Source organism: Paenarthrobacter sp. NPDC092416 (assembly GCF_044755025.1).
GTDB lineage: Bacteria > Actinomycetota > Actinomycetes > Actinomycetales > Micrococcaceae > Arthrobacter.
This window is the reverse complement of sequence record NZ_JBIVQG010000007.1, coordinates 117,736-136,245: the sequence shown is the minus strand read 5'-3', so window position 1 is coordinate 136,245 and position 18,510 is coordinate 117,736. Positions and strand designations below refer to the sequence as shown.

Sequence of the window (18,510 nt, the reverse complement as noted above, 5' to 3'; positions counted from 1 at the left end):
GGACGGAGCCTGTACTGTTTCCGTCGCGGCAAGGAATGATCAGTGAATGGTCCCTGCTCCAAAGTCTCCACAATTGCTCGAGCCCGTTCTCTCCGAGCTTTACGCACCCAGCCATCTTTTCACGTGGGTGGAATTGCAAGGCATGGCTGTCGATGGCATCCTGCTACCCATTTATGGAAGGAGCTTCGCAGCACCAGGCGTGGCCGTCACACCCCGGTTGCGTGCTCGGGCAGCAGCTCTCACGATTCCCGCGAGAGTCCGCACCAAGGTGGTCGCAGGACGCCTCACTGCCGCCTGGATCTATGGTTGCGCCCAACCCCCGGAGCGATTGTCACTTCTGGTGGACGCCAAGCACCGCATCTCCAGCCTGCGCCCGGCGAGAGGGTGCAGCCTGCACGAAGTCAGCCTCGGCCAGCTGGATGTAGTGAGCCTGGGTGGCATGCTCGTCAGCAGCCCCCTGCGAACAGCCGCTGATATCGCCCTTCATATCGAATCCGAGCAAGCGCTCCCGGCCCTGAGGCAACTGCTGGACGATGAAGAGCTCGGCGTTCGACTCCGTCTGCTGACACTGGCCGTAGAGGCCACGCCGCGGGTGCCCCACAAGAGAAGAGCCTTGGCCACACTTGCCCAGCTCTCCCCTTGGCCGGCCAACCCTTGAGCAGGCTAGCTGCGGCGCCGGTTACCCGTGGTGCGGTAGACGTCAAAGACCCCATCAATGCGACGAACGGCACTGAGAACGTGGTGCAGGTACTTTGGATCGCCCATCTCGAAAGCGAACTTTGAAATCGCAACCCGGTCGCTGGACGTGTGGACGGAGGCAGCGAGAATGTTCACGTGGTTTTCAGACAGGACACGCGTGACGTCGGACAGCAGGGATTTCCGGTCCAGGGCCTCAACCTGGATCTCCACAAGGAAGACACTGGACTGCGTGGGAGCCCACTCGACTTCAACTATCCTGTCTGGCTGATCCCGCAAACCAGACACGTTGGTGCAATCAGTCCGGTGTACGGAAACTCCTGAACCTCGCGTGACGAACCCCAGGATCGGGTCAGGGGGCACGGGAGTGCAACACCGGGCCAGCTTGACCCAGACATCCCCCACGCCGCGCACAATGACGCCGGAGTCGGAGAACTTGGACTTGGCCACCTGCGTGGGAATGCTGACTTCGTCGAGGTCCTCATCGGGCGTTTCCTGGCCACCGAGGTGCTCAACGAGCTTCTCCATCACCGACTGGGCAGACGTGTGTCCGTCGCCGACTCCGGCGTAGAGACCCGAAATGTCAACGTAGTGGAAGTCCTCCGCCACCGTGGACAAAGCGTCATGGGTCATCAAGCGCTGCAGCGGCAGGTTCTGCTTTCGCATGGCCCGCGTCAGCATGTCCTTGCCGCGGTCAATGGCTTCTTCGCGACGTTCCTTCGTGAACCACTGACGGATCTTGTTGCGCGCCCGGGCGGATTTGACGAAGTGCTGCCAGTCCTGGCTGGGACCTGCGCCCTCGGCCTTGGAGGTGAAGATCTCCACCCAATCGCCGTGGTTCAACTCGCTGTTGAGCGGAACCAGCTTGCCATTGACCCGTGCACCGATGGTCCGGTGGCCCACTTCGGTGTGAACAGCATAGGCAAAGTCCACCGGCGTGGAGCCGGCCGGCAAGGCCATGACCTCGCCCTTGGGAGTGAAGACGAACACTTCCCGGGCGTTGATCTCGTAGCGCAGCGAATCAAGGAACTCGCCAGGATCCGAGGTTTCCTGCTGCCAGTCGACCAGAGACCTCAACCAGCCCATGTCGCCGTCGCGCGGGCTGCCAGGACCCACCGCAGTGCGGTTGGGCTGGTCCTTGTACTTCCAGTGGGCGGCCACGCCGTATTCGGCCCGGCGGTGCATCTCATGCGTGCGGATCTGGATTTCCACGGGCTTTCCGCCCGGACCGATCACCGTGGTGTGCAGGGACTGGTACATGTTGAACTTCGGCATCGCGATGTAGTCCTTGAACCGCCCGGGCAAGGGGTTCCAGCGCGAATGCAGGGTACCGAGCGCCGCGTAACAGTCGCGCACGGAATCAACCAGGACGCGGACGCCCATGAGGTCGTTGATGTCGTCAAAGTCCTTATCGCGGACGATCATTTTTTGGTAGATCGAGTAGTAATGCTTGGGCCGCCCCGTAATGGTGGCCTTGATCCGGGCTGTTCGAAGATCGTCCGCTATCTGGTTGCGGATCACACTGAGGCTCTTCTCGCGCTCGGGCGTGCGGTCGCCCACCATGCGGACGATTTCCTCATAGACCTTGGGATACAGGGCCGCAAAGGAAAGGTCCTCAAGCTCCCACTTGATGGTGTTCATCCCAAGGCGGTGCGCAAGCGGGGCGAAGATCTCCAGGGTTTCCCGGGCCTTGCGCGAGGACGATTCCGCCGAGACGAATCGCCATGTGCGGGCATTGTGGAGGCGGTCCGCCAACTTGATCATGAGGACCCGGATGTCCTTGGCCATGGCCACGACCATCTTGCGGACGGTTTCCGATTGGGCTGCTTCACCGAAGCTGACTTTGTCGAGCTTGGTCACGCCGTCCACGAGCATGGCTACTTCGGGGCCGAAGTCACGGGTCAGATCTGCCAAGGTGTACGGAGTATCTTCCACGGTGTCGTGCAGAAGCGCCGCCGCCAACGTAGTACCGGTCAGGCCGAGCTCGGCAAGGATCGTCGCCACCGCCACTGGGTGGGTGATGTACGGATCACCACTCTTGCGCTTCTGTCCTTGGTGGCTTCGTTCCGCAACGGCGAAAGCCCGCTGGATCAGGTCGAAGTCTTCCTTGGGGTTGTTCGCACGAACAGTACGCAACAGAGGTTCAAGGATCGGCGAGTACGGAGCAATCCCGCGCCCGGTCAGGCGTGCAAGGCGCGAACGCGTACGTTCTCGTCGTCCGGGGAACGTCGGACGCACGCCAGGAGTGTCGACGGGAACGCCGCCAACAGTACGCCCAGCCACGCTTGATGCCGGAACCGTCACACCGTTGTGACCGTCCTCCCCGCCCGTCGGTGGTGCCGACGTCGCACGTTCTTCCACAGAAGTACCCCTCACGACCGATTTAATTCTCCCAGTCTATTCCCGCAAGCGAATGCTTCTGCAACCGGGCTGCACATGACGGCGCTGCGAGCAAGTCAAAGAGCCGGCCCCCGCTGTAGTGCGGGGACCGGCTCTCGGGCAAATACTGTGTGCGGAAACCGCCTAAACGGTGGCCTCTGCGCGCCGGTGTGCCACCTTCTTCGCCTGCTTAACAAGCTCCGGCTCGCTTTGGCGGAGCCAGGCGTAGAGCGGGGCGGCGATGAAGATCGTGGCCGCCGTACCAATCAGGATGCCGACAAAAAGAGCCAGCGAGAGGTCGCGTAGCGTACCTGCTCCAAGCAACCCTGCTCCGATGAAGAGGATGGCCGCAACCGGAAGGACAGCCACCATCATGGTGTTGATGGAACGGACCAGGGTTTGGTTGACGGCCAGGTTGACCTCCTCTGCGAAGGTGCGGCGACTGGACGTCGAAATGTCTGCAGTGTTCTCACGGATCTTGTCGAACACCACCACTGTGTCGTACAGCGAATAGCTGAGGACGGTGAGGAAGCCGATGATTGCCGACGGCGTGACTTCGAAGTCGCTGAGGGCGTAGACACCCGCCGTGGTAAACATCGTGACGGCCATGCCCACCAGGGCGGACAAGGACATCTTCCACGTCCTGAAGTACAAAGCCATCAGGACAGCTGCGAGGCCAACGAACACCGCAAGGCCGATGAGGGCCTGACGTGTGACGTCCTGACCCCAGGTGGGACCAACGAAGTTTGACGTGACTTCGTTCTCGGTAACGCCATAAGCGCTGGTGAGGCCGTCCTTGATGCGGTTCGTCTCGTCGTCCGTCAATTGGTCGGTCTGGATCCGCATGGTATTGCCTGCGACGTTGGCGACGCGCGGAATGGCGCCTGGCACAACATCGTGGACCGCCTTCTCGCCGAGGCTTGCCTCAGTGCTGCCCACGTTGGAAACAGTGAACTCAGAGCCACCCCTGAATTCAATGCCAAGGTTGAACCCACCCTTGAAGACGGGGATCAAGATGGAGAGCGCCACGGCTACGGCAGCAATCGTGAACCAGATCTTCTTGGAGCCGACAAAGTTGTACGAACGCTTGCCCGTGTAGAGCTCGTGGCCGAAGGTTGCGAAGCTCGTTGTCATTACTTCTCCTCCTTGGTGCCGTTGGAAGTGCCGGTCAACTGGCCCTTCTCGGCGAGGCGCCGTTCGGCGATGGTCATGCGTCGTTCTGCCTCGGCCACAGCACCCGAGTTGCGGGCACGGACAGTAGCCGGCTTATCGTCCGGTGTCCGGAGGCGGCCGGCGCCGCGATAGAGCGGTATGGCGCCGAGGCGGTCGGGCGACAATCCGGAGAAGCGGTGTCCTTCGCCAAAGAACTTGGTACGGGCCAGCACCTGCAAAGTGGGGTGCGTGAACATGAACACCACAATGAGGTCGGCAATGGCCGTCAAGCCCAGCGTGAACGCAAACCCTCGGACGTTACCAACAGCCACGAAGTACAGGACCAAGGCCGCCAAGAGGTTGACTGCCTTGGAGGCCAACACGGTACGCTTGGCGCGCTTCCAGCCGTTCTCCACGGCTGAGACCAGGCCACGCCCCTCACGCAGCTCGTCACGAATACGTTCGAAGTAAACGATGAACGAGTCCGCTGTCTGGCCGATGGCAACGATCAAGCCAGCAACACCAGCGAGTGACAGGCGATAGTTTTCGGTCCAGCCAAGAATGGCAATCGCCAGATAGGTCAGGACGCCGGCCACCACAAGGGACGCAATGGTGACAAGGCCAAGTGCACGGTATTGGAAGAGTGAATAGACAACTACCAGCAACAGGCCAATAACACCGGCCAACAGGCCAAGGCGGAGCTGGTCGCCACCGAGGGTCGCGGAAATCTGCTCCTGGGACTGGATCTCGAAGCTGATGGGCAGGGCGCCGTAGCGCAACTGATCGGAAAGAGCCTTCGCCGATGCCTGGGTGAAGTTTCCTGTGATCTGCGGCTTACCGTCGGTGATGACTGCAAGGGACCGCGGTGCGGAAATCACTTTGTCGTCAAGGACAATGGCGAACTGCGCCTTGGGGTCGTTGCCGCCCTGGGCCAGCGAAGCTGTGTAGAACTGGTTCAGCCGCTCCGTGACTTCCTTGAACTTGGCCGTGGCATCGGAGTTGAAGGTGATGGTCACGCCCCAGGAGTTGGTGACCGAACCCTGTGCGCCCTGGACCTGCTCGAAAGTGGACGAGCTAATGTCCTGGCCCTTGACTTCAACCGGACCAAGGATGTACTTGATCGCAGGAGTCGTGGCAGTGGCGGGCTCGCAGGTCACCAAGGGCTTGGTGGGATCTGAGCGTTCCTGCTTCTCGTCGGAAGGGTTGACGCAATCCAGGGCCTCAAATGCCTTGACGATGTCAGCAGTCACCCAGTTGTCGTCGCTCGCGTTGGCCGGAGCCTCCGTGGGCTTGGGCAACTGATCTTCCGGAGTTCGGGACTCTTCCGGCACGGCAGCGGGGTCTCCTGCGGCGATGACAGGGCGGAAGTTCATGTCTGCCGATGCCTGGATCAGCGCGCGGGTTTCCTTGGAGGGAGTACCCGGCAGGCTCACCACGACGTTGCGGCCGGACTGCGTGCTGATTTCTGCTTCGGCCACGCCCGAACCATCCACGCGCTGGCGGATGATTGCCACTGCCTGGTTCAGCTGTTCCTCATTGATGTCCGAGGCGCCCTCTACCTTGGGCGCCAGGATCATCTGGGTACCGCCTTCGAGGTCCAAGGCGAGCTTGGGGGCCCAGCTGGCATGTCCGGAGATCACTCCGCCACCCAGGACTGCTGTCAGTACAACGAATATTGCTCCAAGCCAAGTCAGCACCCTGCGGGCTGAGTTTTTGGGGCCGGTCCGTGCCATTTTCAATCTTCCTGTTATCGCCGGACAGCCGCCGGCCGTCGCAGGTAAGCGATTGCCGGCGGCTCTCCGCTGCCGTAGAAGTTAATGCGCGGTGTTGCCGCGACTGACGATGCTAGTTGTCCTTCTTGTCCTCTTTGTTGAGGCGCGCGATGGTTTCTTCCGGCGTCTCAGCCGCACCGGGCGTTTCAGCTTCAGCAGGCGTCAGGGAAGAAGCGTCGTCCGGGACAACCGGGGCTTCCTCTTCGGCCGGCTCAATGACCTTCGTGACCGCCTGGCGGTGAACCGTTGCCTGGTTGCCTGGGGACAGCTCAATAACAACCTTGTTCTCAGCTTCGTCGATGGACACGATACGTCCGAAGAGACCAAAGCTGGTCATGACGTCGACGCCCGGGGCAAACTTGGACTGCATCTGCGCCTGTTGCTGCTGGGTCTTCTTGTTGCGGCGGAACATCATGAAGACAAAGAGTCCAAGCATGACGAACAGCAATATGGTCATTGGATCCACAGGGAAGTTCCGTTCTGTACTTACGTTTTGGTTCACGGCAACGTCCCCCGGAGATCCTGCAGCCGCGGAAGTAAACCCCACACAGCAAATGCACGTCACCGCTAAGCGGGCGCATGGATCAAGGACTCGAACGTGCCGAGCGTCATACCAGTCTAGTGGGAAAAGCTGAACACGGGGTGTTAACCGATGGTATCTACGCTTTCGGCGTGGTTTTCATCCTCGTCAAAGAGGGCCAGCGTTTCCTGGCCAAATGCGCTGGCGGGGACTGCGTAGCCCAAGTGGGTCCATGCGGAGGCCATGGCAATCCGGCCGCGGGGTGTACGCCCAAGCAGGCCTTCACGGACCAAGAACGGCTCGGCGACGGTCTCTACGGTCTCGGGCTCTTCACCGACGGCGATCGCCAGGGTGGAAAGGCCCACAGGCCCGCCATTGAACTTGGTAATCAGGGCTTCCAGGACTGAACGGTCGAGGCGGTCCAATCCACGCTGGTCCACTTCATACATATCAAGGGCTGCCGACGCCGAACGCGCATCGATCTGGTCGATTCCATGCACGAGGGCCCAGTCGCGGACACGGCGAAGCAGGCGGTTGGCGATACGGGGCGTACCACGGGACCGTCCTGCGATCTCGGTGAAACCAGCCGAATTGACCTTGAGGTCCAGCAATCCTGCCGAGCGCCTCAGGACGAGCTCCAGCTCGGCAACGGAGTAAAACTCAAGGTGTCCGGTGAAGCCAAAGCGGTCGCGCAACGGTCCCGGCAGCAGCCCCGCCCTGGTGGTGGCGCCAACCAACGTGAATGGCGGAAGCTCCAAGGGAATAGCGGTAGCTCCGGCGCCTTTCCCCACCACGATGTCGACGCGAAAGTCTTCCATGGCCATGTAGAGCATTTCCTCAGCAGGCCGGGACATGCGGTGGATTTCGTCGAGGAAGAGCACTTCCCCTTCAGAGAGGGAGGAAAGGATCGCCGCAAGATCACCGGCATGCTGGATGGCCGGACCGCTACTGATGCGCAGCGGAGCGTTCATCTCTGCCGCGATGATCATGGCCAGGGTGGTTTTGCCGAGACCTGGCGGACCGGACATGAGCACGTGGTCCGCGCTGCGACCACGCATACGGGACGCTTCAAGAACCAGGGCGAGTTGCTTGCGCACCCGGTGCTGACCCACAAAATCGTGCAGATTCTTTGGCCGGAGGGCGGCTTCAATGACCCGCTCTTCCGGTTCTTCTCCCCCGGCAACCAGGGATTGCTCAGCCACGGCTGCCTACGCGGTTTCCGGCTCGTGCGCCATCCTGGCCGAGCCAGCGCAGCGTTGCCCGGAGAATCTGGGCGACGTTTCCGGCGTCCACGAGTTCAGGGGAATCGGCCATGGCTTTGTCGATGCTGCCGGCTGCATCTTTCTCCGACCAACCAAGGCTGGTCATGGCGGCCACCACTTGGGGCTTCCATTCGGTGTTCGCGGCGGCGACGGGTGCCGTGCCCGTCCCGGTGCCGTGCGGCACGAGCTTGCCAGCCAGTTCCAGAACGATGCGTCCGGCCACTTTGGGGCCAATACCAGGTACCTTTGTGAACGCCTTGCCATCGCCAGTGTGTGCGGCGACGCGGATCGCTTCGGGCTCGTGAACAGCGAGAACTGCCAACGCCAAGCGGGGCCCTACCCCGCTGACGCTCAGCAGAACATCGAAGACCTCGCGTTCGTCGGCGTCGGCGAAACCGAACAGCGTCAGGGAATCCTCGCGGACGATCATGGAGGTGAAGAGCTTGGCTTCAGTTCCGATTTTGAGGTGGCTCAAGGTCTGCGGGGTGGCGTAGACGCTCATTCCCGCACCGTTGAGGTCAATGACGGCCGTCGACAGGCCAACATGGGCTACGGTTCCGCGGAGAAAACTGATCAAGACCCGGCTCCTGAATTACTGTCCGCTGGATGCCGATGAAACCGGCGACCAAACGGGACTATCCGAACATATCTACGAATACCCTAGCAAGGGCTTCGGACATTCAGCGTGCGCGGCGCGCTTTTGCTTCGGCTTCGGCCCACGCCCGTTGCGCCGGCGTCAGCGAATCCTTGCCTGAAGAGCCCGCCGCTGCACCCATGCCGCTGCCCGCCCGCCACGCATGCGTCAGCGCCAGTGCCAGTGCATCCGCCGCGTCCGCCGGTTTGGGCGGCGCATCCAGGCGCAGAATCTTGGTGACAAGCTTGGTAACTGCGTCTTTGTTGGCGGATCCACTGCCGGTCACTGCGGCTTTGACTTCGGATGGGGTGTGCAACGCGACGGGAATTCCACGCCGCGCCGCAGCGGCGATGACCACGCCGGAGGCCTGGGCGACACCCATCACCGTGCTCACGTTCATCTGGGAGAAAACCCGCTCGACTGCCACGACGTCCGGCTTGTGCCGATCGAGCCACTCGTCAATGGCCTCTGCAATGACCAGCAGGCGCTTATCCAAGGTCAACTCTGCAGAGGTTCCCACCACGCCGACGGCCACCATGGTGGCGCGACGGTTACGCTCAATGTCAACCACGCCGATGCCGCAACGGGTGAGGCCCGGGTCGACTCCTAGTACGCGAAGAGTCAAGTCCGGGCCTCCCTGTTGGTCGTCAATCGAGGTACTACTCGGCTTCGAGCGCCGCCTGCACTTCGTCGCTGAGGTCCGCGTTGCTGTAGACGTTCTGGACATCGTCCAGATCTTCCAAAGCGTCCACCAGCTTCATGAACTTCTTGGCGCCGTCCACATCCAGGTCAACCTGCATGGACGGAACGAATTCGGCTTCATCCGTTTCGTATTCGATGCCCGCTTCCTTCAAAGCGTCGCGGATGGCCTGAAGGTCGGTGGGCTCGGAGTGGATTTCCCAGTTCTCGCCGCTGTCCTTGACTTCTTCGGCTCCGGCTTCAAGAACTGCCATCAGGATGTCGTCCTCGCTGAGGCCATTCTTCGGAAGCACCACGACGCCCTTGCGCGTAAAGAGGTAGCTGACCGAGCCCGGATCGGCGATGGTGCCGCCGTTGCGGGAGATTGCGAGGCGAACCTCGGATGCCGCACGGTTCTTGTTGTCGGTCAGACATTCGATCAGCAGGGCCGAGCCCTGGGGACCCCGGGCTTCATACATGATCTCGGTGTAGTCGACCACTTCACCGGTGAGGCCAGCCCCACGCTTGATGGCGCGGTCGATGTTGTCGTTGGGCACCGAAGTCTTCTTGGCCTTGGTGACGGCGAGTTCCAGGCCGGGGTTGCCTGCGAGGTCCGGGCCACCCATGCGGGCAGCGACTTCGATGTTCTTGATCAGCTTTGCGAACGACTTTGCACGCCTGGCGTCAATGACGGCTTTCTTGTGCTTGGTGGTCGCCCATTTGGAGTGGCCTGACATGCTTTACGCTTCTCCTCTGATCATTCGAATAAAGAGTTCATGCACGCGCTTCTCGCCCGTCACTTCCGGATGGAAGGAGGTGGCCAGCAGGTGGCCGGAACGCACTGCAACAATTCTAGCCAACCCGTGCAAAGTGGCCGTGTGGCTGGCATGGTCAGGGTCTACCTGTGCCAGTACTTCAACGCCGGGACCAACCCGCTCCACCCATGGACCACGAATGAAGACGGCGTGGACCGGATCCACGCCTGACTCCCCGGCGCTGAACTCGAGTCCCTTGAAATCAAGGTCCGTTTCGAAGGATTCGCGCTGGCGGCCAAAAGCGTTGCGCCTGACGGTGATGTCGAGCCCGCCAAAAGTTTGCTGGGGATTTCCGTCGAGGTCCGTGGAGGGATCAGCGATTTCATCAGCGAGGAGGATCATGCCGGCACATGATCCATACACGGGGAGCCCGTCAGCGATCCGTTTGCGCAGCGGGTCCGTCAGCTCAAAGATCCTGGCCAGCTTGTCAATGGTGGTGGATTCGCCGCCGGGGATGATGAGGCCATCGACGTCGTCCAGCTCTGCTGGACGACGGATACCTACACCCGTGGCGCCGGCTGCCTCCACAGCACGAAGGTGCTCGCGGAAGTCGCCTTGGAGAGCCAGTACGCCGATCCGGAGTCCTGAACCCACGCGCGATGAAGCGTCGGAAAGGGGGTTGGTCATTCGACCATCATAGTGGCCCTGATGGGAAAACCCGTTCCTGAGGGTTGCCCGCAACAACCTCCGACCCCGGTTTCATGCCTCAACTGGGATATATTACAGAACATGTTTTCCTTCACCGTCCCCCTCGGCAAGCTGGTCCGCACACTGTCCAGGCTCCGAGGTGGCGGGTCGGCTTTTCCGGGCTTGGTGGTCGAAAAAATCGACCCCGGCTTCATGCAGCGGACCTTGGCTTCGCTCCCCCATGGCGTGGCAGTGGTGAGCGGCACGAATGGCAAGACGACCACCACCAAAATGGTGGTTGAGCTGCTCGAAAGCCAGGGCCTGAAGGTATTCACCAACCGCACCGGCAGCAACTTCACCCGCGGGGTTGCAGCGTCTCTCTTGGGCGAGGTGGACTGGCGCGGACGCCTCGACGCCGACGTCGCCATCCTGGAACTCGACGAGGCCCACGCCGTCCACTTCGTCAACAAAGTTCCACCCCGTTTCAGCCTCCTGCTCAATGTGCTGCGCGACCAGTTGGACCGTTTCGGTGAGATCGACAAGACGGCCAGCCTGCTTGAGCACATTGCGGCCAAAACCACAGGCACCGTGGTCCTGAACCGTGAAGATCCCCGCGTGGCACGCATCGCGAACACCGTGGACGGACCGGCTATCCGCTACTTCGGGCTTGACGAATCGCTTCGCAGCACGTTCCCGAACGACGACGACATGCGCACAGGGACCCCGTCCGCCAAAGCAACCAGCAACGCTGGCGACGGTGACACGGCCCCGGCTGCCGACGTCGTACTCCGCCGCGTTGGCGCGCAGGACGCGGACTTTGAGTTCGACGGCGAGACTGTCACCACCGGGATGAAGCTTCGGGGCGTCTACAACATCTTCAACGCCGCGGCAGCGCTTTCACTGGCCCGGGCCGTGCTGGGTGCCGGTCCTGTTGACACTCCCAAGCTGGTGAAGGCCCTCGGCGACGTCGCCCCCGCTTTCGGTCGTGGCGAAAGCCTGACGGTCGATGGCCAGCCGCTTGAGTTGGTCCTCGTCAAGAACCCCAGCGGCTTCAGGCTGGGGCTCAAGTCGTTCCCGGCCGGCGGCTACGCCACGATGATCGCCATCAACGACAACTATGCCGACGGCAGGGACATGTCGTGGCTGTGGGACGTTGAATTCGAGTCGCTGCGCGAAGACGGAGTCGAGGTCCTGACAGGCGTTCGCGCCTACGACATGGCCCTACGGCTACAGTATGACGACGTGCGGTTTGGCGCTGTCGAGACTGACATCACCGCGGCTCTTCATGCGTTCATCGACGGTTCGCGGGGCAAGCCCAAACGGATCTTCTGCACCTACACATCCATGCTCGCCATCCGCCGCGAACTGGCCAAAATCACCATAGTTGAGGTGGTCTCATGACCTCGGAAGCACAACCTGCCAAGGGAACCATCCGCGTTCTCCAGCTCTATCCGCGCGAGATGAACATCTACGGCGACTGGGGCAATGCCTTGGTCCTGCAGCAGCGTCTTCGCTGGCATGGGTACACCCCTGAGCTCCTTGAGTACAACGTGGGCGATGAATTCCCCCAGGACATCGACATCATTGTTGGCGGCGGCGGGCAGGACAGCGGCCAGGTGGTGATCCAGGACGACCTCCAGGCGCGTGCGGACCACTTGCGGGAGCTCGCGGACGACGGCGCCCCCATGCTGGTCATCTGTGGCCTCTACCAGCTCTTCGGAAAGTTCTTCAAAACCAGCGCCGGACCGGTCATTCCGGGCATCGGGATCCTCGACGTCGAAACCCACGGCACCAACGAGCGGTTGATTGGCAATGTGACCCTCAAGTCCGCCGAGTTCGGGGATGTGCTGGGGTACGAGAACCACAGCGGACAGACCACCTTGGGCCCCGGCGTCGAGCCTCTGGGCACCGTCACCAAGGGTGCTGGAAACAACAGCAAAGACGGCCACGAGGGCGCCCGCTACAAGAATGTCGTAGCGAGCTACCTCCATGGGTCCTTGTTGCCCAAGAATCCGGCGATCGCTGACTTCCTGATCCGCACGGCAGTCGAACGCAAGTACGGCACCTTCGTTCCGGGAACGCCCGACGACGATTTCGCCCGACTCGCGCGCGAACACGCGGCCCGCCGCCCGCGCTAGGGAACTGAACTGCGTCGAGCTATTTTTCTTTGGTGATCAGCAGTTCATGCGCGCCTGCTGTCGCGGCGCCCATCGACTCGACCACTGCCTTGGTGCGCTGATACGTCCCGGCATCAGCGGCCGGGGACGCGCAGACTCCTTGCGGAGCGTCACTGGCCACTGAGCACCAGCGGTAGGGGTCGCGCACAATCACTGAGGGCGCCCAAGCAAGGTCCGAGGCCGTCCAGACTCCGGCGGCGTTCTGGCTGAACTGGGCGCGGACCAGCAGGCCCTCGTTGTTGACCACGTACCACGGGGACAGTTCAGTGATGCCGTTTCCGAGCCCGTACACGATCCAGGTTCCCTTGTAGTTTTCGATCGGGAGCACAGAGTGCGTGTGGTGGCCATAAACCATGGTGAACTGGCCACTGTCCACCAATGCGTGGGCAACTTCTTGCTGCTGGGCGTTTGCCTCGCTGGCGTACTCATCACCGGCGTGCATCACACCCAGCACGATGTCTGCCCCCAGGTTCCGCGCCTGGGTAGCCTTTGCGATCATTGCCGCGGGATCCAGCTCGTCGACAAGCCACGGGTACTCGGGAATCTGGCCGTTGTGTCCATAGGTCCCGACGATGACAGCTACGGTTGCCGCCTCGGTTTTGAGCATCAGGATCTCTTTGGATGCGGCCTCCGTGCGATACGAGCCGGTGTGCTTCAGGCCCGCCGCGTCCAGTGCGTCCAATGTCCGGAGCAATCCCTCGGTTCCGCGATCGATCGTGTGGTTGCTCGCTGTAGTGCACGCTTGGTATCCGACATCCTTGGACGCAGTGACGATCTGCGGTGGCACATTGAACGACGGGTAAGCGGAGAACGGCCCTTCCGGCGTCGCCACAGGAGTCTCCTGGTGGCAGATGGCGAGGTCGCTGTTACGGATATAGCGGCGCTGGCCCTCAAGAAGCGGGACGAATGTGTAGCCGGGTTGGCCTGCGGCCGCGGCATCCGCCCTGGCCTGCTGCCACAACTGCGTATGGACCAACATGTCACCTGTGACAGTGATCGACGTGCAGCGAAGTTGGGGGCAGGCGGGCCCCTTCCCCGGCGTTGGAGTGGGGGTCGGTGTGGGGGTCGGCGTCGCGCTGGCTGGCGCTGAGGCGGCGTTACTGCGGTTCTCCGCGTCGTTTTCCGCAATAACTCCGCAAGCCGCCAATGGTATGGCCAACGAAATCGAAAGCCAAAGGGCCGCGAGCTTGGGTCGGACGAAGCGGGCCGGTGGTGTGATCATCCCCATATTCGCCATCCTACGGGGACGCTTCCCAGGAAGCAGGCGCGCCGCTGTTGAGGACGCGATTCTTACATGAAAGAGTCACTTCATGACCAACCCTCTGTTACGCCCCAGTGCCCTGCCGTATGGACTCCCCCCGTTCGCCGACATCACAGCTGAACACTATGCAGAGGCTGTCGAAGCCGGCCTGGCCGGACAGCTCCAGGAGATTCAGGCCATCACGGACAACCCGGATGCCGCGACCTTCGAGAACACGGCGGTGGCCATGGAGGAATCCGGGCGCTTGCTCCATCGTGCCGGCTCGGCCTTTTACACTCTGGTGTCAGCCGATGCAACTGATGCCATCAGGGCGCTGGAAACGGAGCTCTCGCCGAAATTCTCGGCCCACCAAGATGCTGTGTACATGAATCGAGCCCTCTTTGAGAGATTCTCAGCCATCGAAACCGCAGGCCTCGATTCCGAATCCGCTCGCTTGGTGGAGGAATATTTGAAAGAGTTCCGGCAGTCCGGTATCCAATTGGACGACGCCGGCCAGGCTCGCCTCCGTGATGTCAATTCCGAGCTATCGCGGCTCGGCACGGAATTCGGGCAGCGCGTCAAGGAAGCCATGAAGGCCACGGCCTTGGTCATCGACGACGCGGCGGATCTCGCAGGTATGTCAGCCGAGGACGTCACCAGCGCCGCGGAAGCGGCCACTGCAGCAGGCCATGATGGCAAATACATCCTCGCGTTGATCCAACCCAGCAACCAACCAGCCCTCGCTTCGCTGGAAAAACGGGAGGTCCGGCGTCGGCTCCACGAGGCTTCGATTGCCCGAGGCACGGATGGAGGAGACCTCGATGTCCGGGAATTGGTCACCGCCATGGCCCGCTTGCGTGCCGAAAAGTCAGCCTTGCTGGGCTTCACCAACTTTGCCGAACTGGTGGTGGACCAGCAGACTGCGCCGGATTTCGAGTCGGTCCAGAAGATGCTCCGCCGGTTGGCGCCCGCTGCTGTCCGCAACGCCGAAGCAGAGGCCAAGGCCCTTTCCGAATCTGCGGGCCATGCATTGGCGCCCTGGGATTGGGCCTACTACTCAGCGCGGGTCCGCCGGGATAAGTACCAAGTGGATGAACAGTCGCTTCGCCCGTTCTTCAGCCTGGAGCAGGTTCTGGTCGATGGCGTCTTCCATGCCGCCACGGAATTGTATGGCATTACTTTCCACGAGCGACCAGACCTTCACGGGTACCACCACGACGTTCGCGTGTGGGAGGTCCGAAACGGAGACGGGAGCGGTCTGGGACTCTTCCTTGGCGACTACTACGCCCGCGAATCCAAACGCGGCGGAGCGTGGATGAACTCCCTGGTGGACCAATCCGTGCTTCTGGGCACCCAGGCCGTGGTCATCAACAACCTCAACATTTCCAAGCCCGCGCCGGACGAACCGACGCTCCTGACCATGGACGAGGTCCGGACTGTCTTCCACGAGTTCGGCCATGCCCTGCACGGGCTCTTCTCCAACGTGACGTACCCACGATTCTCGGGCACCGCGGTTCCCCGCGACTTCGTGGAGTACCCATCGCAGGTTAATGAAATGTGGATCATGTGGCCCGAGGTGCTCGCCAACTACGCGCGCCACTACGCATCCGGCGAAGCTTTGCCGCAGGATGTGGTGGACAAGCTCAACGAATCGCAATTGTGGGGCGAAGGATTCGCCACCACGGAGTACCTGGGCGCCGCACTCCTGGACCTGGCATGGCACGTGCTCTCAACCGATAACGTGCCTACTGACGTCCTGGCCTTCGAAGCAAAGGCACTCGCTGAGGCCGGAGTTGCCCACGCACTGATCCCACCTCGTTACAGGACAGGCTACTTCCAGCACATCTTCGCCGGGGCAGGGTACGCGGCCGGCTACTACTCGTACATTTGGAGCGAAGTACTCGATGCCGACACCGTGGAATGGTTCAAGGAGAATGGCGGCCTGACACGCACCAACGGCGATCACTTCCGCTCTGAGTTGCTCGCACGGGGCAACAGCCGTGACCCCCTGGAATCGTTCCGCGCCTTCCGCGGCCGCGACGCCGAACTGGAACCCCTCCTGAAGCGCCGAGGCCTTGGTTAAACACAACGACGCCGGACGCTCACCTCAGAAGGTGACCGTCCGGCGTCGTACTGCTTGTGCTGTTACCAGCCGCGCTCTGCGAGGCGGTGGGGCTGGGGGATGTCGTCGACGTTGATGCCGACCATGGCTTCGCCCAGGCCGCGGGAGACCTTGGCGATGACGTCGGGGTCGTCGTAGAACGTGGTGGCCTTCACGACGGCGGCGGCGCGCTCTGCCGGGTTGCCGGACTTGAAGATCCCGGAACCGACGAACACGCCGTCGGCGCCGAGCTGCATCATCATGGCAGCATCAGCCGGGGTCGCGATGCCACCGGCGGTGAACAGGACCACGGGGAGCTTGCCGGTGGCGGCAACTTCCTTGACCAGCTCGTACGGGGCCTGCAGTTCCTTGGCCGCAACATACAACTCGTCCTCCGGGAGGGCGGAGAGCTTGGCGATCTCGGCACGGATCTGGCGCATGTGCCCGGTGGCGTTGGAAACATCACCGGTACCGGCCTCGCCCTTGGAACGGATCATCGCCGCGCCCTCATTGATACGGCGCAGCGCCTCACCCAGGTTCGTGGCGCCACAGACGAAGGGAACGGTGAAGTTCCACTTGTCGATGTGGTTGATGTAGTCGGCCGGGGTCAGGACCTCGGACTCGTCGATGTAGTCAACACCGAGGGACTGCAGGACCTGGGCTTCAACGAAGTGGCCGATGCGGGCCTTGGCCATCACCGGGATGGACACGGCGGCGATGATTGCATCGATCATGTCGGGATCGGACATCCGGGACACGCCGCCCTGGGCGCGGATATCGGCCGGGACGCGCTCGAGCGCCATGACGGCGACGGCACCGGCGTCTTCGGCGATGCGGGCCTGCTCGACGTTAACGACGTCCATGATGACGCCGCCCTTGAGCATCTCCGCCATGCCCCGCTTAACGCGGCTGCTGCCCGTGACGCTGTTCGCGGACGAACCGGCTTCGTTGCTTACATCTGGTGTAGACACAAAAACCCCTATGGGTAGATAAACGACCTTCTTGCCGGCGGCACGCGCAGCCACACGACCACAATCAGCGCACACCGGATTTTCAGGTCAAGGTGACCAAGTACTAGTAATAGTAGTCCCACGTTGCGGGGTGGAAGTACATTCATTACTGCCCAGATGGCTCTGGAACCGGGCTGTGGTAGGACACCTGCACAGCCGCCTAGGGCCGAGTCTGGTCAGATGACCGTTTCCTTGGGGGCCACAAGTGTCCCTGTCGGTCAGGCCGTGGCTTTTCCGTCCGCCTCGGCCATGGCCTGCTTACGCACAGTGGCCATCCTCTGGATAATCGTGATGACGCTGGCCAGCGCCAGCAACACCAGGGTTGCCAGCAGCACAACGGGGGGAAGCCCCAGCCCTGTCAGACCCGTAATCAGCAGGACCGATGCAAGCCTCTCGGCCCGCTCAGCGATCCCTACGCTGGCGTGATAACCGAGCGATTCGGCCTTGGCCCGGGCGTAGGAAACCACCATGCCCAGAACAAGGCAGACGACGGCGGCAGTACCGATCGCGGGGTCGTCGCCTTGCGTGAAGAACCAGATGGTGAGTCCTGCAAAGATCGCGCCATCAGCGAGGCGGTCCAGAGTGGAGTCCAGGAAGTTGCCCCAGCCACCGCTGCGTCCCTGCAATCTGGCCATAATGCCGTCAACGACGTCCGAGAACGCGAAGAACGCCACCACCACGGAGCCCCACCACAGCTGACCGAGCGGATACAGCACCAGTCCGCCCAGGATTACCCCGGCCGTTCCCACGAGGGTCACAGCGTCCGGTGACATGCCGATCTTAAGGAGCCAACGCGCAAGAGGGGTGAACAAAGAGGTGAAGAAGCCGCGCGCATGCCTATTGAGCATTCGACTCCCCCGGCCAGGCTTCGGCTACCAATTTGCGGACCTCGTCGAGGGTCTGCGTGATGGCCTTGGTCTGGGCGATGATGGGGAAGAAGTTGCCGTCCCCACCCCAACGGGGCACCACGTGCTGGTGCAGGTGCGCAGCGATTCCAGCTCCCCCGGTAACCCCTTGGTTCATGCCGAGGTTGAAGCCGCTCGGGTTGGAGACCTTCCGCAGCACGCGCATGGCCGTCTGCGTGAGCTCGGCAAACTCAGCAGTCTCCTCCACGGTGATGTCCGTGTAGTCGGGTACGTGACGGTACGGGCAGATCAACAAATGGCCCGGGTTGTAGGGGAAAAGGTTGAGCACCACATAACAGGTCCGGCCACGGTAGACGATGAGTGCTTCTTCGTCGCTGCGGGTTGGTCCCACACAGAACGGGCAGTCGTCCTTGTTCTTGAACTGGTCCTGCCCGCCCTTGATGTAGGCCATGCGGTGCGGAGTCCACAGGCGCTGAAATGCGTCCGGAACGCCTGCCAGACCGAAATCATCGGTTACTTCGGCATCGCCCGGAAATTCAGCCGCCGCGCCTGTGTTCTCCTGCACCGTCTTGTGTCCGTTC

Annotated in this window: 17 protein-coding genes; 4 read left to right on the top strand and 13 right to left on the bottom strand. The window is 61.9% G+C overall.

All coding sequences use genetic code 11. The features are described 5' to 3' along the window. Positions 1–46 precede the first annotated feature (46 nt). Positions 47–658: a hypothetical protein gene (locus ACIQC5_RS14610; protein WP_400283555.1), complete on the top strand. Its 612-nt coding sequence runs from the start codon at positions 47–49 to the stop codon at positions 656–658. Between the two features lie 5 nt (positions 659–663). On the opposite strand, the gene ACIQC5_RS14605 is transcribed toward ACIQC5_RS14610, so the two are convergent. The 9 genes from ACIQC5_RS14605 to pdxT form a co-directional block, all read right to left on the bottom strand. After that, on the bottom strand, positions 664–3,057 hold the full coding sequence (locus ACIQC5_RS14605; protein WP_400283888.1) for a RelA/SpoT family protein: 2,394 nt from the start codon (positions 3,055–3,057) through the stop codon (positions 664–666). Between the two features lie 162 nt (positions 3,058–3,219). After that, on the bottom strand, positions 3,220–4,209 hold the full coding sequence (gene secF / locus ACIQC5_RS14600; protein ID WP_400283552.1) for a protein translocase subunit SecF: 990 nt from the start codon (positions 4,207–4,209) through the stop codon (positions 3,220–3,222). Continuing rightward, positions 4,209–5,960, bottom strand: a complete 1,752-nt coding sequence (gene secD, locus ACIQC5_RS14595) for a protein translocase subunit SecD (RefSeq protein WP_400283549.1) — start codon at positions 5,958–5,960, stop codon at positions 4,209–4,211. The genes secF and secD overlap by 1 nt, the downstream gene beginning before the upstream one ends. A gap of 112 nt (positions 5,961–6,072) precedes the next feature. Continuing rightward, on the bottom strand, positions 6,073–6,456 hold the full coding sequence (yajC, locus tag ACIQC5_RS14590; protein WP_400283547.1) for a preprotein translocase subunit YajC: 384 nt from the start codon (positions 6,454–6,456) through the stop codon (positions 6,073–6,075). A gap of 188 nt (positions 6,457–6,644) precedes the next feature. Further along, positions 6,645–7,721 (bottom strand): Holliday junction branch migration DNA helicase RuvB, encoded by a 1,077-nt coding sequence (gene ruvB, locus ACIQC5_RS14585; protein WP_400283544.1) that lies wholly within the window; start codon positions 7,719–7,721, stop codon positions 6,645–6,647. Then, the gene (gene ruvA / locus ACIQC5_RS14580; RefSeq protein ID WP_400283541.1) at positions 7,714–8,358 is read right to left on the bottom strand and encodes a Holliday junction branch migration protein RuvA; all 645 of its coding nucleotides are present in this window, start codon (positions 8,356–8,358) and stop codon (positions 7,714–7,716) included. The genes ruvB and ruvA overlap by 8 nt, the downstream gene beginning before the upstream one ends. Positions 8,359–8,461: 103 nt before the next feature. After that, on the bottom strand, positions 8,462–9,040 hold the full coding sequence (gene ruvC, locus ACIQC5_RS14575) for a crossover junction endodeoxyribonuclease RuvC (RefSeq protein ID WP_400283538.1): 579 nt from the start codon (positions 9,038–9,040) through the stop codon (positions 8,462–8,464). A 34-nt stretch (positions 9,041–9,074) separates the two neighbouring features. Continuing rightward, entirely contained in the window at positions 9,075–9,830 is a 756-nt protein-coding gene (locus ACIQC5_RS14570; protein WP_400283535.1) for a YebC/PmpR family DNA-binding transcriptional regulator, read from the bottom strand. A gap of 3 nt (positions 9,831–9,833) precedes the next feature. Beyond that, on the bottom strand, positions 9,834–10,535 hold the full coding sequence (gene pdxT / locus ACIQC5_RS14565) for a pyridoxal 5'-phosphate synthase glutaminase subunit PdxT (RefSeq protein ID WP_400283533.1): 702 nt from the start codon (positions 10,533–10,535) through the stop codon (positions 9,834–9,836). Positions 10,536–10,637: 102 nt separating this feature from the next. On the opposite strand from pdxT, the gene ACIQC5_RS14560 reads away from it, so the two are divergent. After that, positions 10,638–11,936 (top strand): MurT ligase domain-containing protein, encoded by a 1,299-nt coding sequence (locus ACIQC5_RS14560; protein ID WP_400283530.1) that lies wholly within the window; start codon positions 10,638–10,640, stop codon positions 11,934–11,936. Continuing rightward, positions 11,933–12,673: a type 1 glutamine amidotransferase gene (locus ACIQC5_RS14555; protein ID WP_400283527.1), complete on the top strand. Its 741-nt coding sequence runs from the start codon at positions 11,933–11,935 to the stop codon at positions 12,671–12,673. Before ACIQC5_RS14560 ends, ACIQC5_RS14555 begins: the two co-directional genes overlap by 4 nt. A gap of 19 nt (positions 12,674–12,692) precedes the next feature. Here the strand turns inward: ACIQC5_RS14555 and ACIQC5_RS14550 are convergent, their stop codons facing one another. Then, positions 12,693–13,949, bottom strand: coding sequence for a CapA family protein (locus ACIQC5_RS14550; protein ID WP_400283524.1), 1,257 nt, complete (start codon positions 13,947–13,949; stop codon positions 12,693–12,695). A 73-nt stretch (positions 13,950–14,022) separates the two neighbouring features. Here ACIQC5_RS14550 and ACIQC5_RS14545 point away from each other — a divergent pair, with 73 nt between their 5' ends. Then, entirely contained in the window at positions 14,023–16,035 is a 2,013-nt protein-coding gene (locus ACIQC5_RS14545; protein ID WP_400283521.1) for a M3 family metallopeptidase, read from the top strand. A 62-nt stretch (positions 16,036–16,097) separates the two neighbouring features. Here ACIQC5_RS14545 and pdxS read toward each other — a convergent pair whose 3' ends face one another. The 3 genes from pdxS to ACIQC5_RS14530 all read right to left on the bottom strand — a co-directional run bounded on the left by pdxS (position 16,098) and on the right by ACIQC5_RS14530 (position 18,494). Continuing rightward, positions 16,098–17,024 (bottom strand): pyridoxal 5'-phosphate synthase lyase subunit PdxS, encoded by a 927-nt coding sequence (pdxS, locus tag ACIQC5_RS14540; RefSeq protein ID WP_400283518.1) that lies wholly within the window; start codon positions 17,022–17,024, stop codon positions 16,098–16,100. 257 nt (positions 17,025–17,281) lie between these two features. After that, positions 17,282–17,911, bottom strand: coding sequence for a phosphatidylinositol phosphate synthase (pgsA, locus tag ACIQC5_RS14535; protein ID WP_400283516.1), 630 nt, complete (start codon positions 17,909–17,911; stop codon positions 17,282–17,284). Further along, positions 17,901–18,494, bottom strand: a complete 594-nt coding sequence (locus tag ACIQC5_RS14530; RefSeq protein WP_400283513.1) for an HIT family protein — start codon at positions 18,492–18,494, stop codon at positions 17,901–17,903. Before ACIQC5_RS14530 ends, pgsA begins: the two co-directional genes overlap by 11 nt. Positions 18,495–18,510 lie beyond the last annotated feature (16 nt).

Excerpts from the sequence above, each read along its gene's own strand:
- ACIQC5_RS14610 (WP_400283555.1), top strand. The coding sequence starts at position 47 with ATGGTCCCTGCTCCAAAGTCTCCACAATTGCTCGAGCCCGTTCTCTCC.
- secF (WP_400283552.1), bottom strand. The coding sequence starts at position 4,209 with ATGACAACGAGCTTCGCAACCTTCGGCCACGAGCTCTACACGGGCAAG.
- secD (WP_400283549.1), bottom strand. The coding sequence starts at position 5,960 with ATGGCACGGACCGGCCCCAAAAACTCAGCCCGCAGGGTGCTGACTTGG.
- yajC (WP_400283547.1), bottom strand. The coding sequence starts at position 6,456 with ATGACCATATTGCTGTTCGTCATGCTTGGACTCTTTGTCTTCATGATG.
- ACIQC5_RS14570 (WP_400283535.1), bottom strand. The coding sequence starts at position 9,830 with ATGTCAGGCCACTCCAAATGGGCGACCACCAAGCACAAGAAAGCCGTC.
- pdxT (WP_400283533.1), bottom strand. The coding sequence starts at position 10,535 with ATGACCAACCCCCTTTCCGACGCTTCATCGCGCGTGGGTTCAGGACTC.
- ACIQC5_RS14560 (WP_400283530.1), top strand. The coding sequence starts at position 10,638 with ATGTTTTCCTTCACCGTCCCCCTCGGCAAGCTGGTCCGCACACTGTCC.
- ACIQC5_RS14555 (WP_400283527.1), top strand. The coding sequence starts at position 11,933 with ATGACCTCGGAAGCACAACCTGCCAAGGGAACCATCCGCGTTCTCCAG.
- ACIQC5_RS14550 (WP_400283524.1), bottom strand. The coding sequence starts at position 13,949 with ATGGCGAATATGGGGATGATCACACCACCGGCCCGCTTCGTCCGACCC.
- ACIQC5_RS14545 (WP_400283521.1), top strand. The coding sequence starts at position 14,023 with ATGACCAACCCTCTGTTACGCCCCAGTGCCCTGCCGTATGGACTCCCC.
- pgsA (WP_400283516.1), bottom strand. The coding sequence starts at position 17,911 with ATGCTCAATAGGCATGCGCGCGGCTTCTTCACCTCTTTGTTCACCCCT.